We start from the raw sequence: 26,077 nt of genomic DNA, 5'->3' as shown, positions 1-26,077 counted from the left end.
CAGCCCACTATTATGCAAGCATACTAATTTTAGTTTAATTAAAAAACGCATCGCCCGGAGCCGGACAATGCGTTCTTCAAAACCCTGTTAAAATCTATTTTTCAGCAATCAGCTTATCCATTAAGCCATTGAAATCGGTTACAAATTCATCGAAATAAGCGCCTGTTCCCTGGCCTGAGAAACCTGTATGAATCTCCCGGACTTTTCCTTTTCTGTCTATGAAAATGGTGGTGGGGTAAGACATTACCTTATTCAACATGGGTAATGCTTTTGCAGTCGCTTCATCGGTATTGGTTCCGGCCAAGAGGATCGGGTAATCGATTCCCATGCGCTCGATCATGCGTTTTATCTTTGGATTCGAAACTTTGGGATCATCCGATCGTTCAAAGGACAAACCGACAATTTCAACACCGCGGTCCTTATTCTTTTTATACCAGGGCGCTATGAAATTGGTTTCGTCCATACAATTCGGGCACCACGAGCCCATGATCTGAATGATCACAACTTTGTCTTTAAATCTCGGATCTTTTAGAGAAACCGGCTTGCCGTCTGAATCAGGGAATGTAAAATCAACCGTTTCGAAACCCGGCTTTAAGTAGGTAAGACTTGCCGCATCGGGCAATTTCGCTTTATCATTAGGCTTGGCAGTAAAGCTCCGCAAGCTCTTCACGCCCGACCACATCGAACCTTTCAGCGAGCCGTCGCTTTGAATAGCCGCTTTGAAAAGCTTGGCATTGGAGCCATCAAATGTGGATAAAAACAAACTATCGCCGTGCACATTGCCCGTAAGAAAGCGGTAATCGCCCGTTGTGGTCAATATAGAGCCTTTTACGTCCGTTCCATTTTGTGAAAAAGTCCCTACCGACTGCGTTGTGTCACCCGTAGCTTCCGTAATGAATGTTGCGTCCCACTTCCCGGCAACGGTTTTGGTGCTTTTTGCTTCGCCGGGTTTGAAAAACTTATAATCCTTACCAAACTCTGCCTCAAAAGGGATCGAGCCGGCCACTTTGCCTTTTGCATACCGGTAGTAAGTGCCTTTCAGCTTTTCTCCTTCTGCTTTTGCGATGATTTTCATGTCAAAAAGCTCCATCGGAATCACCAGCGAATCGTTCTGGAAGAACGCGGTGTCCATTTTGAGCCTTTCCGTGTCATTGATTACAACAACGGAATAAGTTTTCCCATCCGGGTTTTTGGATACATCCATAATAAACGGGATCCGGTTTGCCTCCCGGCTCAGCGTTGCGCGCCAGGTGCCGGTTTTCAGGTCGGTTTGCGCAGAAGAATTGCAACTTATCAATGCAAATAAAATCAGGACCGTAGCAATCTGATTGAATAGTCTCATATACAGGGGATTGTTATTAAATTAACCAAATGCTGCCGAAATTAAATCCTTTGCTGACAGCGATTCGTACGCTTGAAAATTGCTAAGTTTGTAACTGCCTCCTGGCAAGAATAAGTTCCTATTACGTTGCTTTTAACAAATGGATTTACAAAGTACATATCACGAGCCTGTCATGTTGTCCGAATGCCTGGAAGGGCTTAACATTCAACCGGAAGGTGTTTACGTGGATGTGACTTTTGGCGGCGGCGGCCATTCCCGCGCCATTTTGAAAAAATTAACGACGGGCAGGCTGCTCGTTTTCGATCAGGATCCGGACGCTGCGGCCAATGCAGCGGAATTTAAAGATGACAAGCGATTTACATTTATAGCGGCCAATTTCAGGCATTTGAAACGTTACCTGAAACTGCACAAGGCCGAAAAAGTGGACGGAATTCTGGGCGACCTGGGCGTTTCCTCGCACCAGATCAATACGCCTGAACGCGGTTTTTCCACAAGGTTTGATGCCGATCTGGATATGCGCATGAACCCGAACATTGAAAAAACAGCCCGGGAAGTCATCAATTCCAGGTCCAGCGCCGAATTACAGCGCATACTGGGCATGTATGGCGAGGTTACCAATGCCCGCACGGCTGCCGAAGCCATATTTACTTCAAGGCACAGCACACCAATCGATACGGTCGCGGATTTGAAAGGGATTTTACTCAAATATGCCCCTAAGCATCGTGAAAACAAGTATTTCGCCCAGGTGTTCCAGGCATTAAGGATCGAAGTGAATGATGAGTTGGCGGTTCTGGAAGAGTTTCTGACCCAAGTCCCCGAAGTGCTAAATCCCGGGGGGCGATTGGTGGTCATGTCCTATCATTCGCTGGAAGATCGTTTGGTCAAAAATTTTATTTTAAAAGGAAAATTTGACGGAGAATTAGAAAAGGACTTCTACGGAAATGCGATTCGGCCCCTTAGCAGCGTTACCAGAAAGCCGGTGGAAGCAACTCCCGAAGAAGTTGCACGAAATCCACGGGCCAGAAGCGCAAAGCTCAGGATCGCAGAAAAAATATAGTTTTTAATCCCCACTTGAGAGATGTCGGAAAATAAACGAAGACCTAAGCCCATTCCGCCTAAGCCTCCAAAACCAGCGAAGCGCAAGCGGGAATATCATTTATTCAACTGGCTGAACAAGTTTTTACCACTGGACAAAGTCTTCGGTGAAAAAGCGCCAGGCAAGGAAGAGCGGCTTCCGGTTAAATATTTCTACTATTTCGGCTGGATCGTCATCCTGCTCGTGGCTTACGAACGCATTGGTTTCCAGTCTGAACAATATGTGCGGAATAGCATTAAGCTTAAAAAAGAAGTGGATGATCTTCGGGCCGAGTACACGTCCATTCATGCCGAATATATGAAAAGCGGATTACAGTCTGTGATCATTGAAAAAGTAAAATCCGAAGGTCTCGAAGAAAACCTAACCCCTCCCAAAAAGATCATTATCAAGTCGGAAGAAGACGATTAGTCGATGCTGACAAATAAAAAATACTCAATCTTTATAAGCTTAATTTTCTTCTGAAAAGTAATGAAGAACGACGTTGAAAGCGGTCAGAATAATAAGAAAGCGCTGATTGCCCGTGCCAGAACTGTGGGGTGGCTTTTGTTTTTACTGGCCATAGCGGTTTTTGGTAAACTGATCCGCGTGCAGTATTATGACGAATTCAAAGGCAAGACCTGGGCAGAATATTCGGCAAAAAACGACCTGAAGATCGACACCATTCCGGCGATGCGCGGAAACATTTATTCTGTGGACGACCGCCTGCTGGCCACTTCGCTGCCTTACTACTATGTGGGTTTGGATACGAAAGTAGCTGATTCGGCTTATTTCAGGAATAACATTGATGAGCTGTCGTCTCTATTGGCCAAAAGTTTTGGCGAGCATACTGCGGCTGGTTACAAAAACAAGATCATGCGTTATCGCGTGAGTAAAAGCAAGCGCTATTTGAGGCTTAAATCTCGCCAGATCAGCCATTTGGACCGGGAAAAGATTAAGAAATGGCCATTCTTTGTAAAAAACAGAAAAGGCGGTGGCGGCAAGTTTGAGACGATTTACAGACGCTATAAGCCTTTCAGTCCCATGGCAGACCGGACTATTGGAGGCATTGATCCTAAAAGCGGGCGCGGATACATTGGCCTCGAAGCCAGCTTTGACAAAAATCTGGAAGGAAAAGCGGGTATAGGATGGGTTGAAATGGTGGAAGGCGGCATGAAAATTCCCGTGGGCGACGCATTGAATGTGCAGCCGGAAGCTGGAAGGGACATTTATACCACGCTGGATATGAATTTTCAGGACAGGGCGGAAATTGCTTTGCGCAGAAAACTCATTGAAAGTAAAGCCAATTATGGCTGCGTGATCATTATGGAGGTGGCAACGGGCGAAATCCGCGCTATGGCTAATCTGACAAAACGCGGAGAAGGCAAATACGAAGAAGTTTTCAATTACGCCGTCGCGGGTGGCGCCGATCCTGGCTCAACGTTCAAGCTGCCGACAATGATGGCGCTTTTGGAAGAAACAAAAATGAACCCCGATCAGATTACGGTGAATACTGGCGCAGGCTCGGTTCGCTTCCGCGGGACTTCTATCAATGATTCCAAAAGAGGCGGTCACGGTGTTTTAACGGCGACTCAGGTTTTTGAAAAGTCGTCCAACATTGGCGTGCATATGCTCATGCAGCGCTATTTTTTGTCAAAACCGGATACTTACCTGTCCTATTTGAAGAAATTCCACCTGACCACGCCAACGGGAATTCATATGAAGGGTGAAAAGCCGCCTTACATTAAAGACCGCACATCGAAGCAATGGAGCGCTTATTCGCTTACATTCATGTCTTATGGCTACGAAATGTCCATGACTCCGCTGCAAACGCTGGCGCTCTACAATGCCGTTGCGAATGATGGTTATTGGGTCAGGCCCATGATTGTGCGCGAGATCAGGAATGCGGAAGGTGTGGAAGATAAAATTCCACCGTATGTTGAAGACAAGCCGATCGCTTCGCCTGAAACGATTAAAAAAGTAAAGACGATGTTGGAAGGCGTTGTAAAAGCAGGCTCTGCCAAAAATATCAGTTCGGAACTTTACCAGATCGCAGGAAAGACAGGAACGGCACAGAAGCTAGTCAACGGCATTTATACCCCCGGAAAATATTACACGTCATTTGCAGGCTATTTCCCTGCCGATAAGCCCAAATACAGCGCGATTGTGATCATTGATACGCCTCAGGGCTCGGGCGCCAACTATACATTGTACGCAGGAAGCGTTGCTGCGCCAGTTTTCAAGGAAGTTGCCGACCGGATTTACGCCTACGATGTTAGCATTCAAAAACCGATCAAAGACACATTGCCTGAAACTTCGAAAGACGTGAAATGGGCGGGAAGATCGGCTGATCTGAACATTATCAGCAAGGAACTTAGACTGACACCCGTTCCTGAAGGCAGCGAATATGCAGCTGCATCGCTTCTGAAAAAGGGAAAAACCAACTGGCAGACACGTAATATGAGTTCCAGGGATGTGCCTGATTTACAGGGCATGGCCATGCGTGATGCGTTGTATATTTTGGAAAATAAAGGATTCAATGTCACATTTAAAGGTTCGGGCAAAGTGGTGGAGCAATCCCTGCCACCCGGAACCAGCGCCGCCGGCAACAAAACGATCCTATTAACATTACAGTAATTCCTTCATGGAGAGCACCCCAGAAAAAATTTTAAGCGATATCCTGATCGGCGTGGTCGGCGCTAATGTTACCGGCTCTGATATAGTAATAATTAAAAGCATCATTCTGGATTCCCGAAGGGTTATGCCCGGAAGCCTGTTCGTAGCGCTCAGGGGAACGCAAACGGATGGTCATCAGTACATTGGCACTGCAACGGAGCTTGGAGCAACTGCTATCCTTTGTGAAGAACTTCCTGAAAAAATCAGTGACAATGTTACTTACATTCAGGTTCCGGATTCGGCGGAAGCGATGGGGCTTATTGCCGCTGCATTTTATGACCATCCTTCTCAAAAGGTCACATTGGTGGGTGTTACGGGCACAAATGGTAAAACATCGGTTGCTACATTTCTCTTCCAGCTTTTCAGGGCACTCGGCTATCGCTGCGGCCTGATTTCTACGGTTCAGAACCAGATCGAGGATGAAGTTATCCCTTCTACACACACGACCCCCGATGCTGTTGCGCTGAACGATTTGCTTGCTCAAATGCAGAAAAACAAATGCAGCCACGTTTTTATGGAGGTAAGCTCTCATGCTGTTGCACAACACAGAATTACGGGTTTGCATTTCGCAGGAGGCATTTTCACCAACATCACCCACGATCACCTCGACTTTCACAAGACGTTTGACAATTATATCAAAGCAAAAAAAGGATTCTTCGACCAGCTTCCTAAAACTGCCTTTGCGCTCGTGAATGTCGACGATCGCCGCGGCGCCGTCATGGTCCAGAACACAAAAGCGAAAGTCGAAACCTATTCTTTACAGACGCTTGCCAGTTTTAAAGGGAAAATTATTTCTGATACGCTGGCGGGCATGCATATGGAGGTCAATAATCAGGAAGTCTGGTTTCGGGTAATTGGCCGGTTTAATGCTTATAATTTGCTTTCTGTTTATGGCGCGTCCGTTCTGTTGGGTGAGAAACCAGAATCTGTCCTGACCGAACTTTCGAACCTGAAAAGCCCTCCCGGGCGTTTTGAGCAGTTTCATTCTGCTCATAACATTGTCGGAATTGTAGATTATGCGCATACGCCGGATGCTTTGGAAAATGTGCTGGAAACCATCAATCATTTGCGGAGCGGAAATGAGAAAGTAATTACGGTTGTAGGCTGTGGGGGAAACCGGGATGCGGAAAAACGGCCCAAAATGGCTGCTATTGCTTGTAAACTGAGCAACCGGGTCATTTTAACATCGGATAACCCGCGCTACGAAGAGCCTATGGATATTCTGGAACAAATGCGAAAAGGTGTTCCGCCATTGGACTACAAAAAAACATCGGTTATTGAGGATCGGTACGAGGCAATTCACAGGGCTTTTGAAGAGGCGAATCCGGAAGACATTATTTTAATTGCCGGGAAAGGCCATGAAAATTATCAGGAAATCAAAGGCGTTAAGCATCATTTCGATGATAAGGAGGTTTTGCTGGAAGCTTTTGCCAAACGTTATTCCTGATATCGGTGCTAAAAATCACATTTGCCTTTTTGCGTAGTCTTTGAAAAGAACCAACTTTGCAAAGTCATCCCCAATACATTATTCATGCTCTATTACTTATTCGATTATCTCGACAAGCACTTCAATATCCCGGGAGCCGGTGTTTTCCAATATATTTCATTCAGGGCACTGGGAGCCACGGTTTTATCCCTTTTCATCGCCGCCACTTATGGAAAAACCATCATTAACTTTCTGAGAAAGAAGCAAATGGGCGAGACTATCCGGGATTTGGGATTGGCCGGTCAGATGGAAAAAGCAGGAACTCCGACTATGGGTGGGTTTATTATTCTCGCCTCTTTGCTCATTCCAGTACTGCTGTTCGCAAAACTGACCAACGTTTATATTGTCCTGCTCATCATTACTGCGCTCTGGACCGGAATGATCGGGTTTGTGGATGATTATCTGAAAAAATTCAAAAACAACAAAGATGGCCTTCACGGGCGATTTAAGATTGTAGGGCAGGTTGGATTAGGCGTGATTGTGGGTCTGACGCTTTCTTTTAATGACAATGTCAGAATCAGGATTTACGAGCAACCGTTGCTAAGCTCCAATCTGGGCGAAATCCAGCGTTACCGCGACATTATCCACCCGACAGTAACGACAATCCCATTTATCAAAAACAACGAATTTGACTATAAAGCCCTACTATTTGGCTGGTTACCAGAAGAATATACTTGGGTTATTTACACGATCATCGCTATTTTCATCATCACCGCCGTTTCCAACGGAGCCAACATTACCGACGGAATCGACGGTTTAGCCGCAGGTGTTTCGGGGATCATTGCGCTTACGCTGGGCGTTCTGGCCTATTTATCCGGAAATACAAAGTTCTCGCAATATCTGAACATCATGTATATCCCAAATTCAGGTGAGCTGGTGATCTTTTGCGCCGCATTTATAGGCGCCTGCGTCGGGTTCCTCTGGTATAATGCTTATCCCGCCCAGGTTTTCATGGGCGACACCGGAAGCTTGATGCTCGGTGGAGTTATCGCCGTCATAGCATTAGCAATCCGCAAAGAATGGCTTATCCCTTTCATGTGCGGAATTTTCATCGCCGAAAACCTGTCCGTAATCGTTCAAGTCAGCTATTTCAAGTGGACTAAACGAAAATACGGCGAAGGCCGAAGGGTGCTATTAATGTCGCCTCTGCACCACCATTACCAGAAAAAAGGCATCCACGAATCGAAAATTGTAACCAGGTTCTGGATTGTTGGAATTATTTTGGCGATTTTGACGCTGGCAACTTTGAAGTTGCGGTAGGTTGTTGATGCCCCTGTCAGCCTGAGCGGAGTCGAAGTGCTGGTACGTCGTGCAAGCACTTCGACTCCGCTCAGTGTGACAATGTAGGTTTACCGCCCTACTGCCTCGCTATAACGTCTCGGGTCATAGCCCTTTGCAAAGAGTGGATATTGGTCAAAAATCCTTCTTACAACGCTTCTGTAATGGTTATTTGAGGTTTCTACGCCTTTGAAAATCCCGGATGCATAGCCTCTCCATACGACCTGGTCACTTTCGGCGTCGATCAGTGAAACGATAAGTGTTCCTTTATCCAATGCGTATTTAATCGGTTCGTAACGGAAGCCGTCGTTTTCTGTATCGACCCAGTTTTTGATAACTGGCTGCATATAACCCTGATAACGCAGGTTATCATAAAAAATACCGTAATTAACTAGTAGTGTGGGCTTTTCTGCTGTGAGCTTGTAGCCTCTCACTTGCATTTGACGACGGATCGCTTCATAAATCTCTGTGCAGAGATTGTTGGTGTCGCGTTCGCATTCCAGGAAAGTATAGGAAGAATAATCCTTGAAGTTGGTCTCGTAGCTGTAATCATGCTCCACAAAAACTTTCCGACCACTGGAACAGCCCGCTATAATGATGACTAGGAGTAAAGCGGCATAAGTAAAAATTGACCTTAGCATAAGCATTTAATTTGTCAGGTTTATGAAAATATGTATCAAGCATGTATTTATACAAATCCATCAAAACCAACAGCTTATGCCAGGTATTTTAAAAAATTATCCCAAATAATAAGCTATTGATTTACGCATTTCAGAAGCAGAAACCACTATATCAAACGCACATTGCCCTGCTCCCCTTAGCAATGAAAACCGCACTTCTTTTCCTTTATTTTTCTTATCCTGACGGGTCAGGTTTATGATTTCTTCAACGTCTTCTGCCTTAATGTCCACTTTGCCATAAGTAGCAAAAAGAAACTCTTCAATATTTGTAAGCGTCTGCTGGTCAATCATTTTTCGTGAAAAGGAAAGATAACTTTCCATGATCATTCCCACTGCAATCGCTTCTCCGTGATACAACCTCTGGTTTGCAGGTTTGTTAAGAAAATAAGTCTCTACTGCATGCCCGAGCGTGTGTCCGAAATTCAATATTTTGCGCAAACCCTTCTCCGTAGGGTCCTCATCTACAACTGACTGCTTAATCTTTACAGAATGTGCGATCAGATCTGTCCAGTTTTGTTCTTCAAAATCCTTTGACCTGATTTCCTCCCATTTCGCTGCATCTGCAATCAGGCAATGCTTGATAATTTCTGCAAACCCGGACCTGATTTCCCTTTCCGGTAAGGTTTTCAAAAAAACAGGGTCTATCAGCACTTTTCGAGGCAGTGTAAAAACACCTAAGTGATTTTTAAAACCCTGAAAATCAATCCCCAATTTACCTCCGACACTCGCATCGACCTGCGAAAGCAAAGTCGTCGGCACCTGTATAAAATCTATTCCACGTTTGTAAACTGCCGCACAAAAACCACCCATATCCCCAATCACTCCGCCGCCCACATTGATCACCAAAGCATGCCTGTCCAAAGCTTCTTTTGTCATTGCGTCCCATATTTTTTCACAGGTCGACAACAATTTATTCGACTCTCCGCTGGGCACATTTACAATGCTATGCACCGGTAAAACCGCCTTAAAATATGGGTAACAATGCTTCTTCGTATTGTTATCCGCAATTACAAAAACTTTGGAATACTCAGACGAACTCAAAAATTCACTTAAACTTTCACTAACTGGGGCAATGACTACGGAATCGTTCATTCTACTATTTTGTGAGACAGCGCTCGTAACACATACGACGAAGGCACCATAATGGATGCGTTGATATCCAGGTTTTTAGAAATAATATTCTGGAAATCTAATTTAAAGATATGAATTATTATGTTTACCAAATATGCAATCAGGTTCTGTATCCCAAGAAAATTTTTCCACACTCCACATTTTCATCTCAATTGCGCTTACCGCTGCCTGGTTTGCGTTTTATTTTGTAAAATTGTCGTCCGCTTAACCCCGGAATTGAAATATCAAGCCTTTAACTAATCATAATTTTCAACGAATGAGTACTCCGCTGATTTCAGGGATTCAACAGGTAGGAATTGGTGTTCAGAATGTGCCGGACGCATGGAAATGGTATCGTAAGATGCTTTGTTTTGATGTGCCGGTGTTTGATGAAAAGGCCGAAGCGCCGCTGATGACGCCTTATACGGGCGGAGAAGTGCATCAAAGACATGCCGTTTTGGCTATTAACCTGGCTGGTGGAGGCGGACTGGAAATCTGGTCATTTACGAGCAGAAAGTCGCAGCCTGCGAATTTCAAGATTGAAATCGGAGATCTCGGCATCAATGCCATTCGTTTTAAGGCGCCCGATGTTAAAAAAGCACATGAATGGTTAAAAAGCCAATCCAAAGAGAATGCGGGTCCATTGGTTTCGCTGCCGGAAGGACAGGGATTCTGGGCGAATGATCCTTATGGAAATACATTTCAGATTACAAGCGACGAAACGTGGTTTCAAAAAACCGAAAAACCAGTTGGTGGCGTTTCCGGCGTTGTTGTGGGCGTTTCTGACATGGATCAATCGCTCGTTTTTTATAAAAATTTACTTCAACCGCTGGAAGTTGTTTATGATGAAACGGGTGTTTTTGAAGACATTCCTGCATCGGTTAAGGGACAGCGTTTCAGAAGGGTGTTATTAAGAAAAAAGTTTACGCCGCACGGTGCATTCAGCCGTTTGCTGGGTAACGTTCAGATCGAACTTGTTCAGGCGCTGGACCGTACGCCTAAGATAATCTTCGAAAACCGGTTCTGGGGTGATTGCGGCTTTATCCATTTGTGCTTTGATACAATTGATATGGATACATTAAAATCCAAACTGCAATCACAAGGATATCCATTCACCATCGACAGCGAAAGATCATTCGGTATGGAATCGGCTGCGGGTCGCTTCGCCTACCTGGAAGATCCGGACGGCACATTGATTGAATTGGTGGAAACGCATAAATTGCCCATTTTGAAGAAAATAGGCTGGTTCCTGGACATTCAGAAGAGAAAACATCAAAAACCGTTACCAGATTGGATGCTGAAACTGATGGGTTTGAGCCGGGTGAAGGATTGACCGACATGCCATAGACTTTCCATGTTTATAAACTTGGAAAGTTTAGTATCTGGCTGCAAACCAGGCTAGTATCGGCAGCAGGAAAAACAATGCCAATGCTGCTGGCCAACCTGCAATTAATCCTGTGATCAGCGAAAGCAAAACCACAATCGCTGGATACAAATACATTAACAAACCAAACAGAACCGAGTCATAAAACACCGACCTAGCGGTTAACTTGGCAGTTTTCCTTTCAAAAAAATGATATAAAGGGCGATGAATTGCGCGCCCGAACCATCCGATGGCTTTCTGAATCGCATTACCATTAGGTGGAAGCGGACAATCGCCGAATAATGCATTCAATCGCTGTGTACGTTCCGCTTTTGAAATGTCGGCTGGGATCGACCAAACTTCCCTACTCATTTTCCGTTCCAGGATATCGTTAAATTCCCGCAGCCATTTTTCGTACTCCTGAGGGTCTGTTGCGATGTCATTAATCAAAATAGCGTCTCCAAAGCGCAGAGAGACCCGTTTTCCAGGCCCACGAAAGTGTTCGTAGTTTACACCTGTTGGTACAACACCCATATTTTTAAGCGGATCATCGCCATACCAGGTTTGGTAAGCCATTCTCGCTGTACCTTTTCCCAACGGACGCAAATTCCATTCATTGACACAGATTCCTTCTGAAAAGACAACCACCGCACCGCCTCCTTTCATCGCATCATGACCTTCCTGCACGGTAACGTCATGGTTTTTCACATGCTGCCGACCTTCTGAGCCCCTGAACACTGGAATAAGTTTGATTTGCCTGAGCCAGAATGCTGCCGCCTTTTTCTTGAAAACATCACCGCGCGTCAGGGTATGAATGGGGTGACGCAAAATTGAACCGATCACAACAGCGTCGAAAAAAGAGCCGGAATGATTGGATGCAATGAGCAACGGCCCCTTATGCAGCTTTTCGAAGCCTGTTACACAAAGCTTTTTTAAATAAATCGGCAGCGCTAGTCGGACCAGGAAACGGGAGAAGTAGAAGAACAAAATGTATACGGTAAAATTGACCTGCAAAATTATTCAAAGTTTCGATATATGCCTCGTGTCCGCTCCCCCGAAGTTGCTAACTTTGACATTGAATTGAGCTCTTAAAGAGCATAGCATCAACATTTTGCAATGCCCAAATAATAGAATAAATGCGTTTAAAAGATTATCCTGAAATTATCCGGAAGGCCTGGGCAGGGTTTGATAATTCGATTGGAGTTAAGTTTGTTGAAGATATAAGTGCCAAAGTGTCAACGAATCACGTCTTTCGTGTGACGCTTGATAACGACGATATTGTTGTTGCCAAACTGTCCTATTTTGGCAAATATGAGCATTTCAAAGAAGACCATAGGATCATTCAGGCGCTTGCCAATAATTTGCTTTATCCGTTTGAGAATGTGCTCGCGCGGTCACTTGTGAAAAATAACCAGGTTTATACTTACCGCTATCAGGAAGATTTTGTCGATACCTGGGTGGTCTTTTACAACCCGATCCGAGCCATGAACCGGCTTCCTAAAAGGCTTAATGAAGAGCAGATCAAGAAGTTGGGAAACGAAACGGCCAGATTTCACCTTGCCTGTTTGAGGGCAGGAAAATCAACGCCAAAGTCCTCAAAAAACCTGCGCACGGACATTCAGCATTTGCTGGAAATTTTGGATACAGACACCGGTCAGTATGAACATCGCGGCTATATCCAGCTCCTGCGCAAGCAATGCGATATTTTTATGAAAAATATCCAGCGCCTGAACGTCAGCTCATTTGATAAAATGCCCGTTTTTGTCGACTGGAATATTGGCAACTTTTCAGTAACCGATGATTTGAAGCTCTATTCGCGATGGGATTACGACTGGTTCCGCGTTTCTTCCAGGATCATGGACTTTTACTTTTTTGCCCGGGTTTGTTCCAATGTGGGCGACAGGACGGTTTTCAGTTATCTCCTGGGGCCATTGATGGAGGACCGTTTTATGATTTTTTTGAAAGAATACCACCAGGTTTACCCACTGACGGTCAATGAAGTGCGGTTTATGAAAGAAGCATACCGCTTTTTCATTCTAAATTATGTGATTAAATATGGTAAATATTTCTTCCACAGGTCCTATTGCACGAAATTACAAAAGGAAGCATACGAACTTTATTTCCCCTCCATCGAAGGTTTTGACGAAGACAAAATCCTGAGAGCGCTTAATTTATAGCCTGATTTTCGCTCGCAATTTATTCACTCCTAAGACACCACCAGAATGATCCTTGACAATTTTAAGTCTGTAATCTCAAAATATGAAGTAATTTTCTTTGATGCTTTTGGCGTTCTTAAAACTTATAATGGCCTTATTCCGGGCATTGAGAACACATTTGCTTACCTGCGCGAGACGGGTAAGGACTTTTATGTGGTTACCAATGACGCATCGCGGAGCCCTGAGCAGCTGGCGGAATCCTATGTTAAACTGGGCATTGACGACGTTACGCCCGACCGTATCATTTCTTCGGGAATGTTGGCGAGAGAATATCTTGAATTGAAGGTAAGAAAGGGAGTGGTAGCGTATTTGGGAACGGACAACTCCGCTCATTACATAGGATCAACAGACCTGAAAACCCTGTCAATCAGAGAATTGGATCTCAATGCTGTGCAAGATGTGAATGCCTTGGTTTTCCTGGACGATGAAGGTTTCGACTGGAATACAGATTTAACCAAAACATTAAATTTGCTTCGGAAACGCAACATTCCCGTGATTGTAGCCAATACGGACAAGACTTACCCTGCTTCAAAAAGCCGCTTATCTATCGCTGTTGGCGCCTTGGCTAAAATGATTGAGGACACCATTGGCCGGCAATTCATCCGCTTCGGGAAGCCTGATCCTCAGATGTTTATTTTTGCTTACCAGCATATTAAGAATTACCCGAATGTCAGCAAGCAGAACATTCTGATGGTGGGCGATACATTGCATACGGATATTTTGGGTGGTAATAAATTTGGTTTAGACACTGCCCTGGTCCTCACTGGCAATACGCAAGCGGAAGATGCCGAAGTCCGTATAAGGGCCACCGGAATTATCCCAACTTACATTTGCGTTTCAGCTGTCGTTGAGTAACAAGTGGTTATCAGTTTTTGGCAAGCATTATTGGATTAATGATTTCTTTTTCCGATTTCCTGCTATTTTTGCCAAAAACTAAACTACACACACATGCTTGCCAAAACTTACGGAAGTGCCGTTTACGGCGTGGATGCGACGATCACTACGATCGAAGTGAATGTGGCCCAGGGAATGGGCTTTTATATGGTCGGGCTGGCCGATAGTTCTGTAAAGGAAAGCCAGCAGCGCGTTGAAGCCTCGCTCAAATATTATGGCTACAAAATGCCGCGGCAAAAATTGGTGGTTAACCTCGCCCCGGCCGACATCCGCAAAGAAGGCTCTGCCTATGACCTGCCCATCGCACTCTGCATTCTCCAATCTTCGGAACAGCTAAATTGCCAGCACAATCTCGAAGACTACATTATCCTGGGAGAGCTTTCCCTGGATGGAATTTTGAGGCCCATCAAAGGTGTCTTGCCGATAGCCATTGAAGCACGCAAGCAGGGCTATAAAGGGTTTATTCTACCGGCCGAGAATGCGCATGAGGCCGCAATTGTCAACAATGTTGACGTTATTCCCGTAGAAACCCTCGCGGACGCCATTGCTTTTTTTGAAGGTAAATCCAATGTTCAGCCCATTGTTGTCGACACGCGCGATCTGTTTTTTACATCACAAAATGAGTATGATGCTGATTTCGAGCATGTTCAAGGGCAGGAGAATATTAAGCGGGCGCTGGAAATCACCGCCGCTGGCGGCCACAATGCAATTATGATCGGCCCGCCCGGAGCCGGGAAAACAATGTTAGCAAAGCGTATCCCGAGCATTCTGCCGCCACTGAGCTTGCCCGAAGCTTTGGAAACAACAAAAATCCACTCCGTTGCCGGTAAGCTTGGAAAAAGCGCTACGCTGGTTTCCAGGCGGCCTTTCCGGGCACCGCACCATTCTATCAGCGATGTTGCGCTGGTTGGCGGCGGGAGCTTTCCGCAGCCAGGAGAAATATCCCTTTCACATAATGGCGTGCTGTTCCTGGATGAGCTGCCCGAATTCAAACGCTCGGTGCTGGAAGTGATGCGGCAACCCTTGGAAGAACGGAAAGTAACGATTTCGAGAGCCAAAATGACGGTTGAGTTTCCAGCCAATTTCATGCTTATCGCCAGCATGAACCCTTGCCCCTGCGGCTACTACAATCACCCTGAAAAGCAATGTGTTTGCGGAACGGGAGTTGTTCAAAAATATCTCAACAAAATCAGCGGCCCGCTCCTGGACCGCATTGATCTTCACGTCGAAGTTACACCCGTTTCCTTTGATCAGATTGCCTCTACACGCAAATCCGAGAGCAGCGAGCAGATCCGCGCCCGCGTGATCAAAGCGCGCGAAATGCAGACGGAGCGGTTCAGGAATAATAAGGAAATTTATTCCAATGCCATGATGTCGCCCGAAATGGTCAAGGAAATCTGCATTATTTCCGACCCGGGAAAAGCCCTCCTACGCACCGCCATGGAACGCCTAGGCCTCTCCGCCCGCGCCTACGACCGCATCCTAAAAGTCTCCCGCACCATCGCCGACCTGGCCGACAGCCCCGACATTCAAGTGCAGCACTTAGCCGAAGCCATTCAGTATAGGAGTCTGGATAGGGAGAATTGGGCTGGGTAACCTCGTGGAATCAACCTTTTTACACTTAAATTTTGTTAAATTTGGAAACACTGATGCTAAAAACAGTGAAAGAAAAACGCATTGCATCCGAGATTCTCAATGAGCCAAATGCGTTTTTCATCATTAAAGCCATTACTGCTATGCTGAACGAAGAGCAGGAACAACGGATTAATTTTTATAATGCCATTACTGAACAAGAAAAGGTTGAGTTCATTAATGGAGAAATTGTTGTGCACTCCCCTGCTAAGCTGCAACACAACCGCGCAATGCTGTTGCTTGCACAACTTCTCAACATTTATTCAATAGAACATGATTTGGGATTTGTGGGAGCCGAGAAAATGATGATCACCCTGACTCGCAACGATTATGAGCCGGATATTTGTTATTTTAAACCCGAAAAGGCTGATCTATTCAAAGAGCATCAAATACTTTTTCCTGCACCCGATTTAATTATTGAAGTCATTTCTCCATCAACAGAATGCAGGGACAGAGGAATTAAATTCAAAGACTACGAAGCGCATCAGGTGGAAGAATATTGGATCGCCGATCCTGAAAACCAAACCATTGAACAATATCATTTAGTTGGCGAGGAGTATTCACTTGTACTAAACTCTTCACAAGGTTTTATCGAAAGTTTCGTAGTGGAAGGATTTAAGATTCCCATAGCAGCCATTTTCAATAAAGCAGAAAACGTAAAAGCGATGCGTAACATCTGATACTACTCAAAGTTCCTCTACACTTACCCCGCCCATTTCCTGAAACAACGTTTGCCAGTAGTGTGTTACGTGGGGATTGTTTTCTTTGCTTGATGCGGTGGCTTCGAAAGGTGAGACAATTGTTACCTGCGGTGAGCCGATGGTGTATTTTTCCAGTTGTTTCACGTCTTCTTTTGCGTCCTGCTCGGCTTCGGAGTCGGATTTTGGGGGTTTGATGTGGAAATCGCGGCGGTCGGCGCCTTTTACGCTTTCTACCATGTCGCTGAAATAGTAGACTTTTACTTCCGAACCGCTTTCGCCTGCTTTGGCAATGACGGGCAAACTCGCCCAAATGTCGGTTGATTGGTTAGATGCACCTGTATTTTGCTGATTAAGCTTGGCCAGCAATTGTCTCAGGTAAATTCCCTTTTCTTTTTGCAACGAAAGCTGAAATGCGGTTTCAATGCCTTCGCGGTCTGTGGCATTAACGCCTTCTACATTATCTTTTTCACTTCTTACAGTAAGCGATAATGCGCGGGCTTTGGATGTGTTTTCGTGTATAAAATAGACTTCCAGCTTATCACCTTTGTTCTTCATGTTATTTTCAATGATATCGGTCAGCGCCTGGCGATATTTATCATTGACATAGGCCTTGTCTACATGTACGCTTTGCGTTTTGTCCAAAAAAACCAATGTGTACATCGGCGCATCCGGGGCGGCGGGTTTTTCTTGTTCTTTATCACCTCCGCAAGAAGCCAGCGAAAGCATTATAACGGATAGCAACAGCAGCTTCCACTGTGCATTGAAAGTCTTCCAAACAGGCATAGTCACCTTTAAATCCATAGGGTTAAATTGTTGAGCGAAACTAACTGGTTCACAAATATTACACAACGCGAAACGGACGATCGGCTGCATTATTTTATATAAAAACAGAAACCCCTCAAAACGTGTGCCTTGAAGGGTTTTTGCAATGTATTTTGTGAAATGTTATTTGTGCTGATTCTGGATCATTGTAACCAGCTCTTCCGAGATCCCGGTTGACGAATAACCACCGTCGTGATAGAGATTTTGCATTGTTACAAATTTCGTCAGATCGGAGAACAGTGTGATCGCATAATTCGCGCAATCGTCAGCTGTTGCGTTTCCTAAGGGGCTCATTTTCTCTGCAAAGTCATAAAATGCGTCAAAACCTTCGATTCCTGATCCCGCTTTGGTTTTGGTAGGAGACTGAGAAATGGTGTTTACGCGAACATTCTTTGCTTTTCCGTAACGGTAACCATAGCTGCGTGCAATGCTTTCCAACATCGCTTTGGCCTCCGCCATATCACTATAAAAAGAATACGTGCGCTGTGCTGCAATGTAGGATAATGCTACAACCGATCCCCACTCATTGATCGCGTCCAGCTTTTCGCCAACCTGTAAAAATTTATGCAGGGAAATTGCAGAAATATCAATGCCTTTTTGCATCCATTCGTAGTTCAGGTCGCCATAGGATTTTCCTTTACGAACATTGACAGACATTCCTATCGAATGCAGGACGAAATCGATTTTTCCGCCCAGAATTTCCATGGATTGTGTATAAAGATTTTCGATATCCTCAACAGAAGTGGCATCGGCGGGAATAATCTGTGCGTCGCATTGTTTAGCCAGATCGTTGATTGCGCCCATTCGCATGGCAATCGGGGCGTTGGTCAATGTGAATGTGGCTCCTTCCTCTTTCGCTTTCAGTGCGACTTTCCAGGCAATGGAATTTTCGTCCAATGCACCTGAGATAATTCCTCTTTTTCCTTTTAATAAACCGTAAGCCATGTTTTCCTTTTATAATGATTAATAGGATAGTCCGTTTAAGGCGGCAAAGTAAAGCATTTTTGGTTTCCTAAACCAGATTCTTTGCCCGATCCGCTTTTCGAAAGCCCTTAAATCAAGGCTGTAAAACGCTATTTTCTACTGGTTTAAGGTGCAGCTTTTGCTGAAAAAACTGATCTGTGGCGTCATACACGCTTTTCAGATCCTTCGAGCGCAACCGGGATGCAATCACGTGGTCGCCACTTTCGGGAAATGCTTTCAAAACTTTCTGATTATCGGGCGTGCCCAGCTCCGGGAACATTTTTTCAATGGCTTTTACAGAAACCACCTGATCCTGCTCTTCTTCATTTTTGTAATAATAACCTACAAAAATCGGCATCTTGATTTTCTGGAAAACCTCCGGCCGGGAAATCGCATCCATCATTTGCTGTAATGTAATGAGGCCATTGGTATGATAGCCCTGCAACCAGAATTGCGCACGCTCTGGAATGCTGTCCCGTGACTTGCTGTATTCACCGATGGCTTTATGCAAAATCTGCTTGCCCCAGGGACGCGTAATGAGCTTCAATGTTGAGTTTTTGACTTCAATACAAGGCGAGTAAAGCACAACGCCTTTGATCTCAGGATGTGTAGCAGCCAGATAAGTGGTTAGTAAGCCTCCCGCAGATGTTCCGATCATGATCACGCTGTCTCCCAGCACTTTACCGATCGCCAAAGCGCGTTTTGCCCCTTCCAGGAAATTTTCAGGCGTAAGATCCTTCAATGCGTTCGTATCCGCAATGCCGGCGTCGTGCATACGCGCCACGTATAGGTTCGCGCCATATTTTTTGGCTAAATCCTTGTGAATAGGATCACCCTCCGCCCAGCTGGCGCCAAAGCCGTGAATGTAGACAACGCTATAAGGTGTTTTCTGCTTTTCGGACGAATCGGCCCAGATAATGCGGGCTTCATTGTCGGGTTTAATGTTGGGTGTGGCCTTTTCGGTTTGGTTAATTTCTTCTTCCAATGCGGTCAAATTACTGGTTACCGCAGGCAAAACAGGCGTGAGTTCAGCTTCCGGAACTTTCGGTCCGACGAGGTAAACGATGCCCAGGACCGCGATGATTCCAACAATCCAAAGTAGGAATTTTAACATTTTTTATGAGTTAAGAAGGTTTATCAATATTATCTTGCAAACATAATTTAATTATCCTTCCCCATGCCGAATCTTTTACTCGTCGAGGACGATGCCAACCTGGGATCTTTGCTTCAGGAATATTTGATCGATAAAGGCTTTCCTACCGATTTAGCTACTGATGGGCAAAAAGGCTGGCAATCGTTTGTAGACAAAACCTACGACCTCTGCATTTTCGATGTGATGATGCCTAAAAAAGATGGATTTTCTCTTGCTAAGGAAGTTCGAATGACCGGTCGCGACGTGCCCATTATCTTTCTGACGGCAAAGTCCATGAAAGAGGACACAATGCAAGGTTTTCGGGTGGGCGCAGATGATTATGTAACCAAACCGTTTGACCGCGAAGAGCTGTTGCTGCGCATTGAGGCCATTTTACGCCGCTATAAAAAACAGCCCGACGCGCCGGAAGAAGCGAAGACATTTCAGGTGGGTCAGTATACGTTTGATTATGACCATCAGCAACTTTCTGCAAATGATAAATCGGTGCGGTTGACGAGTAAGGAGTCGGAATTGTTAAAATTGTTTTGCCAAAATCTCAATCAGCCGATCAGCCGCAGTTTTGCTTTGAAGACCATTTGGGGCGATGATTCCTATTTCAATGCGCGGAGCATGGATGTTTACATTACCAAATTGCGAAAATACCTGCGTGAGGACACTTCTATCCAGATCATGAACCTGCACGGCGAGGGTTTCAAGTTGATGGTGGGCTGATTCAGGCCTCTCATTTTGGGTAAAGAATTTCAAAAAACGTTTTCGCCGGAAACTCTAACATTTTCCGGATGGTTCTTTACCTAGTCACATAGTAAAAATGCCGACAGCCGACCGCTGATCGCCGCAAGCCAATCAATCATGATCAATATATCCCGTCGTCCGCGACGCAATAGAAAATCTTCTGCCATCAGGGATTTGGTTCAGGAAACGACGCTTCAGGTTTCTGATTTTATTTATCCGATGTTCGTTCAGGAAGGCGCAAACCTCAAAATCGAGGTGAAATCCATGCCCGGCATCCACCGTTATTCGCTGGATAATTTGCTGGAAGAACTGAAAGAAGTCACAGACCTGGGCATCCGCGCCATTGATCTTTTCCCTAATTATCCCGAAAGCAAAAAAGATCGTTTTGCCTCTGAAAGCCATCAGGAGCATACATTTTATCTCAAAGCGATCACCGCCATCAAGGAAAAATTCCCTGAAATGGTCATCATGACGGACGTTGCCATGGACCCTTACAGCTCCGATGGTCACGACGGTTTGGTTGAAAACGGTAAAATCCTGAATGACGCAACATTGGAAATCCTGGGCAACATGTCGCTCGCGCAAGCAAAAGCCGGTGCCGACATTCTCGGCCCGAGCGATATGATGGACGGGCGCGTTGGATACATTCGTAAACATCTCGACGATCATGGCTTTACGGACGTTAGCATTATGTCCTACTCAGCCAAATACGCCAGCGCATTCTACGGACCTTTCCGCGATGCACTGGAATCCGCTCCTAAGTTCGGGGATAAAAAAACCTACCAAATGAATCCCGCCAACAAGCGCGAAGCATTGCTCGAAGCACAGCTGGACTTTGACGAAGGCGCTGATATGCTGATGGTTAAGCCCGCATTGTCCTATCTCGACATTATCCGTCAACTGGACGAAAACTTCGACATTCCCATCGCAGCCTACAACGTCTCAGGCGAATACGCCATGATCAAAGCCGCCGCAGCAAACGGCTGGCTCGACGGCGACCGGGCCATGATGGAAGTTCTCACCAGCATCCGCCGAGCCGGCGCAAAATGCATATTAACCTACTTCGCGAAGGAAGCTGCGGTGATTTTGAACAGATAATCGCTATCTTCAAGTTGATAAAACACCAAACTCTGTCCATGAAAAAAATATTATTGTCGGCGGCGCTTTTCGCCTGCCTAACCTCCTATTCAGCCTACGCTCAAAAGAAAACTAACTCACTTCCCGAATTCCAGATCAAAAAGTCTGACACAGAAGCCCATATGCGGTTTTTGGCGGCGGATGAATTGTTGGGGCGCAGGACTGGGGAGCAGGGGAATCTGGTGGCGGCGCGATACATTGCTGAGCAGTTCAGGAAGCTGGGCGTGGTGCCGGTTCCGGGGAATGGGACAAACAATTCGACTTATTTTCAGAATGTGCCTTTTGAAAAAATGGGCGCTAATGGAAGTGGGGAGATCATTGCGGATGCGGAGGTGATGAAAAGTGGCGTGGACTGGATCCTGATGAATGGCGATGAGATGACTGTTAAGGCGCCTATCGTTTATGCGAGCTTTGGTTTGGTTAATGCTGCGAAAAATCAGGATGATTATAAAGATCTGGATGTGAAAGGCAAGATTGTGCTCGTGGAAAGTGGCACGGCAGAGACGCAGACGCCGCGTGAAATCATCAACACATCAAATGAAAAGCGGAAAACGGCGATGGATAAGGGCGCTATTGCGGTGATCGAATTGTTCAATGCACCTATCCCGTGGAATGTAGTTACCAAAAATTTTTCCAGTGAAAAATTGTCGTTGATCGAGGGAACGGGAGCTGAAAAATCTATTCCGCACGTTTGGATCAATGGTAAAGAAGCCAAATATGCGCGCGCATTGAGGGCTGCGAAGGAAGTGGAATTCAAAACCTCCGGTCGGAAATCACAGACTGTAAATAGTTATAATGTCGTAGGTTACATTGCTGGGACCGACCCCAAATTGAAAGAAGAATATGTGCTGCTAAGCGCTCATTATGACCACATTGGCATAGGAAAGCAAGGCGGACAAGCTTACACAGCGGAAGACAGCATTTTCAATGGAGCGCGGGACAATGCTTTTGGAACTGTTGCTTTACTCACTGCTGCCGAGGCACTTACCAAAAACCCACCGAAGCGCTCCGTGCTGATTGTCGCATTGACAGGCGAGGAAATTGGCTTGCTAGGAAGCAAATATTATGCTTCTCATCCGCTAATGCCTTTGAACAAATGTATTTTTAACATCAACTCGGACGGCGCGGGTTACAATGACACGACCATTGTTTCCGTAATGGGCTTAGACCGGACCGGAGCGCGGGCTGAGATCGAGGCGGCTTGCAAAGCATTCGGCCTGGGCATTTTTGCCGACCCTTCGCCCGAACAAGGCTTATTTGACCGTTCGGATAATGTGAATTTTGCAAAGGAAGGAATCCCTGCGCCGACATTCACGCCTGGTTTTAAAGAATTCAATGGTGATATCATGAAAAATTACCACCAGGTTACGGATAATCCCGAGACGATTGATTTTAATTATTTACTGAAATTCAGCCAAGCTTATGCTTATGCAACTCGCTTAATTGCGGATCGAAAAGTGGCTCCGCAATGGAGTGCAGGCGACAAGTATGAAGCGGCTGCAAAGAAGTTGTATGGCAAGTAACTCGTTATCCGTGAGGCCATTATCTGTCACACTGAGCGTAGCCGAAGTGCGTTTACTGCTAGCAGTAAACGCACTTCGGCTACGCTCAGTGTGACAGGCTAGGTAACGATCTACTTCTGATTATAATAATCAAACACATTTTTCAAATCAAGGTCGCTCCTCAGGGTGGCCTTGTTTTCCTTTAGATAAGCTTCTACGTCCTTCCCTTTATCACTCATTAAAGCCAAAACAGCCTTCTTACCAGCATTAAACTTCTCTGGCTTGCTGTTTGAAATCACATAATAATCACTGTCCAGCCGCACAATCGTGTTTTTCTGGCCGGTTCCGAAGCCTGGGTTGTAGTTGGGTTTTGTGATTCTGGGTTTGTAGTGTTTTATCAAGGTTAGTTTGCCGGAGCTGAGGACTTCGCAAACGCCTTTGAGATCCGTATCGGTAGTTAGAGATTTGACGCTGACGAAGCGTTGTGACGTCCCGTTATTTTTGGTTTCAAAACTCTTTAAATAACTGGATTTAATGACCCGGACGTCATTCTTTTTGGCCAGCACTTCCAACTCATCGTTCAGGACGTTATAGCGAATGGTTATGCCCGCCAGACTATCTGATTCCATGCCACCGAACTGGGTCATGGGCGCATTGAGCTTAACGGATCCTTCGTGCCATAATGAGTCAATGTAAAAGTCGCCAATCACGTTTGAGGATTCGGTCGGGGATGACCAAAAAACACCGGAACGGTCCGTATTAAGGCCTTTTCCGGTTGCTACGCCTACTTTTGTTCCTTCGCTCAGTTGTGCTTTTACAGCGCCGACAGAACATGTCAGCGCTGCTAGTATGCTTAGAAAATATCTCATCTGGGTCAAACTTTTGGCTTGCAGTTCAACATTATCTTGCTCCCGGAGGGCAATTCTTTTTAAGATAATCCGTGAATAAGCTTCTTAAATGCTTTGATGTCCCTTCGCCTTCCGAAATCCCGTGCGAGCGGTTGGGGTAAGGCATGAATTGGAATACTTTATCGTGCTTAATCAGCTCGTTGACAAGCATTTCAGCATTTTGATAATGCACGTTATCATCCCCTGTTCCATGAATGTAAAGCAGGTTTCCTCTAAGATTTTTGGCATGCGTAATCGGTGAGCCGTTTACAAAATCTTCGCGGTTCTCCTGCGGAACACCCATGTAACGCTCCTGATAAATGTTGTCGTAAGTCAGCTGATTGGCCACAGCGGCTACTGCGATGCCGGTTTTGAAATGCTGCGGATATTGGAATAACAAATTCAATGTGGACGAGCCGCCACCGCTCCATCCATGCACGGCAACGCGGCTGGTGTCGATGAACGCATATTGCTTGAACATGGCCGTTGCGGCACCGTCGATATCCTTAATGTTGATCGTTCCGATGTTTTTATAAATCGCTTTCCGCCAGGCAGCTCCTTTTGGCGACGGCGTTCCGCGGTTGTCAACAGAGGCATAAATGTAACCATCATCAGCCATACTTCCTGAATAAAGGCGGTTGCGGCCAGTGCCATAGGTGTCTTTAACGGTGCTCCCTGCGGGCTCGCCATAAACCATGAACACGATCGGATATTTTTTAGCAGGGTCAAAGTTGGTTGGCTTCACCATCCAGGCGTCTATTTCAACTCCTTCCGCTGTTTTTACCTTGAAAAACTCAATGTTCAGCTTTGCGGCGTTGATCTTGTCGGTGGACTGTGCAATGGAGTTTGCCGGGTCGATTGACACGTGCTTGGGCAAAGATATCCACTCCTGTAATGGGGCCGTTTTGGCGTTGGAAAACTGATGTCTGGCAAATTTTCCGCCCGGAGAAATCTCATAACTATGTGTTCCCGACTGGTTAGCAGGCGTTATGCGCTCCGCTTTGCCTTTTCCGTCCAATGAAATTTTATACAAATATGTCTGCGTAGCATTGTCGGGCGATGCGGTGAAGTAATAGACATTGTTTTTCTCATTAATGCGCACGGGATTGATCATATCGAAGTTTCCGATGGTGATCAATGTCTCTTTTTTCCCATCACGGCTCACGCGATAGGTGTGACGCCAGCCATCTTTTTCACTTACCCAAAGGAACTCCTTGCCATTGTTAATCCAATCCCAGCCCATCGGGTCATTTTCCCAGCGGCTTTTTATATCGATCCAGGCGGCGTCTTTTTCTGTGTAAAATGGTTTTGCACTGCCGTCGGTTGTGTTAATGTATAACAGTGTACTTTCGTTTTGCTTGCGGTTCAATTGCTGGATTACCAGCTCATTGGGCATGCCCGACCACTCCATTCTAGGCACATAAGTGTTTTGCGGATCGCCTGGGATGTTCATCCATTTGGTTTGCGCGGTTGCAATGTCTACAACGCCAATCTTATACGGAGAAGGCGTTTCACCCACTTTCGGATATTCCACAGGAACATTAAATGAGTAAATAGAATCTGTGGTGTTGATCATCAGGAAGTTGCGAATTTTGCGCGCGTCCAGTTGCCAGTAAGCAATGGATTTGCTGTCGCCGCTCCACCGGAAACCATCGCGGCAATCAAATTCCTCTTCGTAAGCCCAGTCAAATGTTCCGTTAATGACGCGGTCGGTGCCGTCGGTGGTAAGTTGTTTTACTTCACCACTTTGAATGTCTTCCGCATATACATTATGCTTGCTTACATAAGCTGCTTTTTTCCCATCCGGGGAAAACTTGGCAAACATTAACGACGATGCGGGCAATCCTTTGCCGAGCTGTTTCAATGTTTTACCAGCAACATCAAAAACCCAATAATCCCCACGCGTCTGATAACGCCATACGCGCTTCGTATTGGTGTATATCAACACTTTATCACCAGCCTGGCTCATGGTATAACTCCTGATTTCCATTGGAGACCCATCTGCTTTTTTAAGTAAATCCTGTGCTACGATCACTTTCTCTTGTCGGGACGGCAATGTAGTTTCTACAATTCCCTGCTCGGTAACATCCCGATAGCCAGTCCCGTCGGGGAGCCATTGAAATGTATCAGGAATTTGGGCTTGAATTTGAAAAGTAAGCAGTATTAAGATTAATGTGCTGACAAAGTGCTTCATCTGAAAATTTTGGTAAATAGATAGTACGACAACTAAGTTACACAAACTTAATATATTTGATCCGAACGATCCGATTTTTACTCTTTTGCCTTGGAGCGCTTCTGTTTTTTCAGCGCCTCGCTCAGCAAAAATTCGATCTGACCATTCAAACTACGAAAATCCTGCTGTGCCCAAGCTTCGAGTTCTTTGAGCATATCAGGATTTACGCGTAAAACAAATGCTTTTTTTTCTGCCATA

The 26,077-nt window shown here is 45.5% G+C and carries 23 protein-coding genes; 13 read left to right on the top strand and 10 right to left on the bottom strand.

Annotated features, from left to right (window positions below; genetic code table 11):
• Positions 1-94: 94 nt before the first annotated feature.
• The gene (locus G395_RS0121600; RefSeq protein WP_026631982.1) at positions 95-1,342 is read right to left on the bottom strand and encodes a peroxiredoxin family protein; all 1,248 of its coding nucleotides are present in this window, start codon (positions 1,340-1,342) and stop codon (positions 95-97) included.
• Positions 1,343-1,481: 139 nt separating this feature from the next.
• Between G395_RS0121600 and rsmH the strand changes: the two genes are divergently transcribed.
• The 5 genes from rsmH (at position 1,482) to mraY (ending at position 7,836) form a co-directional block, all read left to right on the top strand.
• Positions 1,482-2,399, top strand: coding sequence for a 16S rRNA (cytosine(1402)-N(4))-methyltransferase RsmH (gene rsmH, locus G395_RS0121595; RefSeq protein WP_035361860.1), 918 nt, complete (start codon positions 1,482-1,484; stop codon positions 2,397-2,399).
• A 21-nt stretch (positions 2,400-2,420) separates the two neighbouring features.
• Complete coding sequence (locus G395_RS0121590) at positions 2,421-2,846, top strand: FtsL-like putative cell division protein (RefSeq protein ID WP_026631980.1); 426 nt, start codon at positions 2,421-2,423, stop codon at positions 2,844-2,846.
• Positions 2,847-2,906: 60 nt separating this feature from the next.
• Positions 2,907-5,051 (top strand): PASTA domain-containing penicillin-binding protein, encoded by a 2,145-nt coding sequence (locus G395_RS0121585; RefSeq protein WP_026631979.1) that lies wholly within the window; start codon positions 2,907-2,909, stop codon positions 5,049-5,051.
• 7 nt (positions 5,052-5,058) lie between these two features.
• Positions 5,059-6,537: a UDP-N-acetylmuramoyl-L-alanyl-D-glutamate--2,6-diaminopimelate ligase gene (locus G395_RS0121580; protein WP_026631978.1), complete on the top strand. Its 1,479-nt coding sequence runs from the start codon at positions 5,059-5,061 to the stop codon at positions 6,535-6,537.
• 84 nt (positions 6,538-6,621) lie between these two features.
• On the top strand, positions 6,622-7,836 hold the full coding sequence (mraY, locus tag G395_RS0121575; protein ID WP_026631977.1) for a phospho-N-acetylmuramoyl-pentapeptide-transferase: 1,215 nt from the start codon (positions 6,622-6,624) through the stop codon (positions 7,834-7,836).
• A gap of 89 nt (positions 7,837-7,925) precedes the next feature.
• On the opposite strand, the gene G395_RS0121570 is transcribed toward mraY, so the two are convergent.
• Both G395_RS0121570 and aroB read right to left on the bottom strand, forming a co-directional pair.
• Positions 7,926-8,501, bottom strand: a complete 576-nt coding sequence (locus G395_RS0121570; protein ID WP_026631976.1) for a DUF4136 domain-containing protein — start codon at positions 8,499-8,501, stop codon at positions 7,926-7,928.
• Between the two features lie 90 nt (positions 8,502-8,591).
• Positions 8,592-9,626 (bottom strand): 3-dehydroquinate synthase, encoded by a 1,035-nt coding sequence (gene aroB, locus G395_RS0121565; RefSeq protein ID WP_026631975.1) that lies wholly within the window; start codon positions 9,624-9,626, stop codon positions 8,592-8,594.
• A gap of 295 nt (positions 9,627-9,921) precedes the next feature.
• Between aroB and G395_RS0121555 the strand changes: the two genes are divergently transcribed.
• A complete protein-coding gene (locus tag G395_RS0121555; protein ID WP_026631974.1) occupies positions 9,922-10,977 on the top strand; it encodes a VOC family protein in 1,056 nt (351 codons plus the stop codon).
• 42 nt (positions 10,978-11,019) lie between these two features.
• On the opposite strand, the gene G395_RS0121550 is transcribed toward G395_RS0121555, so the two are convergent.
• Positions 11,020-11,994: a 1-acyl-sn-glycerol-3-phosphate acyltransferase gene (locus G395_RS0121550; RefSeq protein ID WP_026631973.1), complete on the bottom strand. Its 975-nt coding sequence runs from the start codon at positions 11,992-11,994 to the stop codon at positions 11,020-11,022.
• A 149-nt stretch (positions 11,995-12,143) separates the two neighbouring features.
• On the opposite strand from G395_RS0121550, the gene G395_RS0121545 reads away from it, so the two are divergent.
• The 4 genes from G395_RS0121545 (at position 12,144) to G395_RS0121530 (ending at position 16,429) form a co-directional block, all read left to right on the top strand.
• Positions 12,144-13,184 (top strand): aminoglycoside phosphotransferase/kinase family protein, encoded by a 1,041-nt coding sequence (locus tag G395_RS0121545; RefSeq protein ID WP_026631972.1) that lies wholly within the window; start codon positions 12,144-12,146, stop codon positions 13,182-13,184.
• Between the two features lie 45 nt (positions 13,185-13,229).
• Positions 13,230-14,078, top strand: a complete 849-nt coding sequence (locus G395_RS0121540; RefSeq protein WP_026631971.1) for a TIGR01459 family HAD-type hydrolase — start codon at positions 13,230-13,232, stop codon at positions 14,076-14,078.
• Between the two features lie 93 nt (positions 14,079-14,171).
• Positions 14,172-15,713: a YifB family Mg chelatase-like AAA ATPase gene (locus G395_RS0121535; protein WP_026631970.1), complete on the top strand. Its 1,542-nt coding sequence runs from the start codon at positions 14,172-14,174 to the stop codon at positions 15,711-15,713.
• A 41-nt stretch (positions 15,714-15,754) separates the two neighbouring features.
• Complete coding sequence (locus G395_RS0121530; protein ID WP_229204249.1) at positions 15,755-16,429, top strand: Uma2 family endonuclease; 675 nt, start codon at positions 15,755-15,757, stop codon at positions 16,427-16,429.
• 6 nt (positions 16,430-16,435) lie between these two features.
• On the opposite strand, the gene G395_RS0121525 is transcribed toward G395_RS0121530, so the two are convergent.
• The 3 genes from G395_RS0121525 to G395_RS0121515 all read right to left on the bottom strand — a co-directional run bounded on the left by G395_RS0121525 (position 16,436) and on the right by G395_RS0121515 (position 19,349).
• Positions 16,436-17,251: a hypothetical protein gene (locus G395_RS0121525; protein WP_084439761.1), complete on the bottom strand. Its 816-nt coding sequence runs from the start codon at positions 17,249-17,251 to the stop codon at positions 16,436-16,438.
• A gap of 144 nt (positions 17,252-17,395) precedes the next feature.
• Complete coding sequence (locus G395_RS0121520; protein ID WP_026631967.1) at positions 17,396-18,217, bottom strand: enoyl-ACP reductase FabI; 822 nt, start codon at positions 18,215-18,217, stop codon at positions 17,396-17,398.
• A gap of 112 nt (positions 18,218-18,329) precedes the next feature.
• Positions 18,330-19,349 carry an alpha/beta hydrolase gene (locus G395_RS0121515; RefSeq protein WP_026631966.1) on the bottom strand — a complete coding sequence of 340 codons (1,020 nt, stop codon included), beginning with the start codon at positions 19,347-19,349 and terminating at the stop codon, positions 18,330-18,332.
• Positions 19,350-19,412: 63 nt separating this feature from the next.
• Between G395_RS0121515 and G395_RS0121510 the strand changes: the two genes are divergently transcribed.
• The 3 genes from G395_RS0121510 to G395_RS0121500 all read left to right on the top strand — a co-directional run bounded on the left by G395_RS0121510 (position 19,413) and on the right by G395_RS0121500 (position 22,780).
• A complete protein-coding gene (locus G395_RS0121510) occupies positions 19,413-20,099 on the top strand; it encodes a response regulator transcription factor (protein ID WP_026631965.1) in 687 nt (228 codons plus the stop codon).
• 138 nt (positions 20,100-20,237) lie between these two features.
• A complete protein-coding gene (hemB, locus tag G395_RS0121505; protein ID WP_211237794.1) occupies positions 20,238-21,218 on the top strand; it encodes a porphobilinogen synthase in 981 nt (326 codons plus the stop codon).
• A 38-nt stretch (positions 21,219-21,256) separates the two neighbouring features.
• Positions 21,257-22,780, top strand: coding sequence for a M28 family peptidase (locus tag G395_RS0121500; RefSeq protein WP_035361858.1), 1,524 nt, complete (start codon positions 21,257-21,259; stop codon positions 22,778-22,780).
• 110 nt (positions 22,781-22,890) lie between these two features.
• On the opposite strand, the gene G395_RS0121495 is transcribed toward G395_RS0121500, so the two are convergent.
• The 3 genes from G395_RS0121495 to G395_RS32200 all read right to left on the bottom strand — a co-directional run bounded on the left by G395_RS0121495 (position 22,891) and on the right by G395_RS32200 (position 26,076).
• Entirely contained in the window at positions 22,891-23,628 is a 738-nt protein-coding gene (locus tag G395_RS0121495; RefSeq protein WP_035361857.1) for a hypothetical protein, read from the bottom strand.
• A gap of 31 nt (positions 23,629-23,659) precedes the next feature.
• A complete protein-coding gene (locus G395_RS0121490; RefSeq protein WP_026631961.1) occupies positions 23,660-25,840 on the bottom strand; it encodes a S9 family peptidase in 2,181 nt (726 codons plus the stop codon).
• A 77-nt stretch (positions 25,841-25,917) separates the two neighbouring features.
• The gene (locus G395_RS32200; protein ID WP_157486768.1) at positions 25,918-26,076 is read right to left on the bottom strand and encodes a type II toxin-antitoxin system antitoxin; all 159 of its coding nucleotides are present in this window, start codon (positions 26,074-26,076) and stop codon (positions 25,918-25,920) included.
• Position 26,077: the final 1 nt, after the last annotated feature.

This window comes from Dyadobacter alkalitolerans DSM 23607 (genome assembly GCF_000428845.1).
GTDB lineage: Bacteria > Bacteroidota > Bacteroidia > Cytophagales > Spirosomataceae > Dyadobacter > Dyadobacter alkalitolerans.
This window is presented reverse-complemented; position numbering and strand designations above follow the sequence as displayed.